The 3707-nt window shown below is 25.0% G+C and carries 5 protein-coding genes; all 5 read left to right on the top strand.

Annotated elements, in window-relative coordinates:
* Positions 1–387, top strand: a 387-nt coding sequence (locus tag KJQ97_RS09015; RefSeq protein WP_214120633.1) for a hypothetical protein, incomplete at its 5' end; no start/stop codon positions are given.
* On the top strand, positions 384–1553 hold the full coding sequence (locus tag KJQ97_RS09010) for an ABC transporter permease (RefSeq protein ID WP_214120632.1): 1170 nt from the start codon (positions 384–386) through the stop codon (positions 1551–1553). The genes KJQ97_RS09015 and KJQ97_RS09010, both read left to right, overlap by 4 nt.
* A 14-nt stretch (positions 1554–1567) precedes the next feature.
* Positions 1568–1957, top strand: a complete 390-nt coding sequence (locus KJQ97_RS09005; RefSeq protein ID WP_214117555.1) for a hypothetical protein — start codon at positions 1568–1570, stop codon at positions 1955–1957.
* On the top strand, positions 1944–3230 hold the full coding sequence (locus KJQ97_RS09000; RefSeq protein WP_214117556.1) for an ATP-dependent DNA helicase: 1287 nt from the start codon (positions 1944–1946) through the stop codon (positions 3228–3230). The genes KJQ97_RS09005 and KJQ97_RS09000 overlap by 14 nt, the downstream gene beginning before the upstream one ends.
* A complete protein-coding gene (locus KJQ97_RS08995) occupies positions 3227–3586 on the top strand; it encodes a flagellar basal body-associated FliL family protein (protein ID WP_214120631.1) in 360 nt (119 codons plus the stop codon). The genes KJQ97_RS09000 and KJQ97_RS08995 overlap by 4 nt, the downstream gene beginning before the upstream one ends.
* Positions 3587–3707 lie beyond the last annotated feature (121 nt).

Below are 3707 nucleotides of genomic sequence, written 5' to 3'. Positions count from 1 at the left end.
ATACTAAATGATTATAAGAGTGATATGAATACAACAAATTATCAAAACGATGTATTAATATTGCTTAGTTCTGATATGCAAAGTGATTATTTATATCATATCGCAAATAAACACGCAAAATTGAATAAAAAAGTAGATAGTATAAGTTCATTTAAAGATGAACTAAAAAATAATTATAAAATCATTGCCATTGGATATGAGGCTATTTTATTTGATTATGAAAGTTTAGTTAGTAATATTAATCAAGTAAAAAGCGAAAATCCAAATACTTTTATAATGTTATTTTTAGGCAATAAACACGCTAAAAAGAATTTAGATTTTGCAGATTTGATTATTAAAGATGCTACAGAAACACAAATTGCAGAAGTAATGAAGAAATATTTATGATTAGATACTTGCTTTTTAAATACCTAAGATTTGATAAATCAATGCCATTTATTATGATTACTAAGCTACTTGCTTTTATCGGAGTAGCTTTAGGAGTTTGTGTTTTAATAATAACTATGGCAGTAATGAATGGAATGAATAAAAGCTTTATTGATAAATTACTTACTATGAATTATCCAATTACTTTATATCCTAAAACCACATTAATTGATGAAGAATTAATAAATGAATTAAGTAAAAATTATAAAATCAGTCCTTTTATTCAAACACAAGCCGCTATTAAATATGGTAATGAAATGAGAGGTGCTATAATTTTTGGGATTGATTTTGAAAAAGAAAAAGAAGTAAATAAAATTTTTAAAGATTATTATTTAAATTCTAATTTGAAATTCCCTGCAATTTTAGGCAATTTACTAGCTTCAAGATTAGAAGTTAATAAAGAAGATAAAATACATATAATTTTTACAAATCTTAATGCAAATGCTTTTAGTATTACACCTAATATAAAAAGTTTTTATGTAAATAATACTTTTCATTCAGGTCTAAATGCTTATGATTCATCATATGTATATGTAGATATTAAAGATTTACAAAAGGTATTAAAAAATAATGACATAACAGGCATTCATATAGATACTGCAAACCCTAAAGAAGAAATTAAAAAATTAAATGAAAAATACAAAAATAATTATTTTTTAGTTGGCTGGTGGGAGCAAAACGGCAATATTTTAAGTGCAATTGACTTAGAAAAAAAAGCATTATTTTTTATTTTAATGATGATAGTAATTATTGCTAGTTTAAACATAATTACTTCTTTATTTATGATAGTTTTAAATAGAAGAAATGAAATAGCCCTACTTTTAGCGTTAGGAACAAGCAAAAGCGAAATACAAAAATCATTTTTTACCATTGGTTGTTTTATAGGATTTGTTGGAATTATTTTTGGTTGTTTATTAGGATTTTTTGGACTTTGGTTTTTAGATACTTTTGATATTATTTCTTTACCAGCTGATGTTTATGGTAGTTCAAAACTACCTATTAACTTAAGTATAAGTGATTTTTGCTTTATTATTTTAGGTGCTAGTTTAATAGTAGTGTTATCATCACTTTATCCAGCATATAAAGCAAGTAAAATTGATGTATTAAAAACTTTAAGAAATGAATAAAAAGGAGTTGTGTTATGCAAATGTTTAAAAAAGAAGATATGAGAAAAGTTGTAGAATTTTTTACTGCTAATATTTATAGGTATTTTTATGATATAGATTTTGAATTTTGTCTTACTTATATCAAAAGCCCTGATGAAGAGCATAGAAAAGTAATTGCTAGTATTTTAAGAAAAACTGATTGTGTATTTGAACTAGATAGTGGAATAATAATATTATTTTCTGGAACAAGTAAAGAAAAAACACAAATAATAAGTAATGAAATATATGATTTTTTAAATACTAAAGCAAGAGATTGTGTAGCTTTTTATCCTTATGATGGAGATAATTTTGATGATTTAATGTTAAGATTAAATAATCTTACTACTAAAAACTATAAAGTAAATATCTTAGATGAATCAAATTAAACATATCATTGATTTATTAAAGCAAGGAAGAAATGTATTTTTAACAGGTGGTGCAGGAGTTGGAAAATCCTACACCATAGAAAAAATAATAAAAAGTGAAGCTTTTAAAACCATAGTCTTAGCAAGCACTGCACTTGCTGCTATTAATATTGGTGGAGACACTGTTCATAGATTTTTTAAACTAAGACTTGCAAAAAACATTAATGAGCTAAAAACAAGTAAAGATGATTTAATGGCTTTAAATAAGTCTTTATCAAATATAGATTTAATAATAATTGATGAAATTTCAATGATTAGTAGTGATGTTTTTGATATGATTTATTCAAGGCTTTTTGGTTATAGCAATATAAAATTACTAATAGTTGGAGATTTTTATCAACTCGAACCTGTAAAATCCGATGGAAATTATGCTTTTTGCTCTAAATATTGGAATGAATGTAATTTTAAGGTGATTGAGTTAATTACCCAGCACAGAATGGAAGATAAGGAATTTTATGAAAATCTAAGAAGTATTAGGATTGGCAATATAACTAATACTTGCATAGAGTATTTTAAAAAGTATAAAATTCAAGATGATATAAATAATTATGATGATTATACAATTATTTGTGGCACCAATGAAGAAGCAAAAAATATAAATAATGCTAAACTTAAAAAAATTGATGATGAAGAATATGTTTTTAACTCAAGTATTAAAAAAAATACAGAATTAAATGAAGAACAAGAAAAAGAATTTAAACAATGGCTAAAAGCTCAACCAATTGAAGAAGAATTTATTTTTAAAATTGGAGCTAAAGTTATTTTTACTTATAATTCTGATAATTATTATAATGGAATGCAAGGAGAAATAATTGCGTGGGATAAAAGTGAGCAGGAATTAAAGATTAAATCTAATAGAATGATTTATTCAGTTTACCCTAAAGAATTTTTATACTTTAATGACCCTGAAATAGCAGCTAGCTATAGGGTTAATCCTAATTTGGTTGATACCAAGCCTGATGCTATATTAAAAGCATTCCCACTAAAATTATCATATGCTATTACTATACATAAAAGTCAAGGAATGAGTATTGATAAGTTAATTTGCAAATGCGATAGGATTTTTGCACAAGGTCAGCTATATGTTGCATTATCAAGAAGTTCAAATCCTAATAATTTTAAAATTATTTTTAATGGAAGTGATAAATCGTATGAGAATTTGTTTAGACTAAAGGCAAAGACAAATCAAGTGGTAAAGACATTTTATCAATTTTGCGATAAGGAACAATTATGAAAAAAATAATGCTAATATTTTTTAGTATTTTTGCATTTGCAAATAGTATAGAAATTAATAATTTTGAGACCGATTTGTATTCAAAATCAAACGGGCTTAAAAAAATTACTTTAAGTTTAAAAATCATAGGTGATAATGTTAATAACGAAAATGATTATATACAAGATAGTATTAATATGGTGATTTCTAGCTACTATTACGAAGATTTATTTACAGAACTTGGTAAGGAAAATCTCAAAAAAACCATAATAAAATATGCAGGTAAAAAATACTCTGTAAATAATGTCTCTTATACACATATGACGCAGCCGACGAATAGAGAGGTGTATTTCGCGTGGTTTGTACACGTGGTATAATAAAAAATCAGAATATTTTATTTTCTCAAATGATCTCTCTCATTAACACATCTGCCAGAGACTTGGAAACATCCTGTTTGCTTTCTAAAACTTGACGTAAAGCTACATGTCAACATTACTA

The sequence above is a fragment of the Campylobacter sp. 2018MI01 genome, from assembly GCF_018501205.1.
Classification (GTDB): Bacteria; Campylobacterota; Campylobacteria; order Campylobacterales; family Campylobacteraceae; genus Campylobacter_E.
The sequence above is the reverse complement of the archived record's forward strand: the minus strand, read 5'-3'. Positions and strand labels throughout refer to the sequence as shown.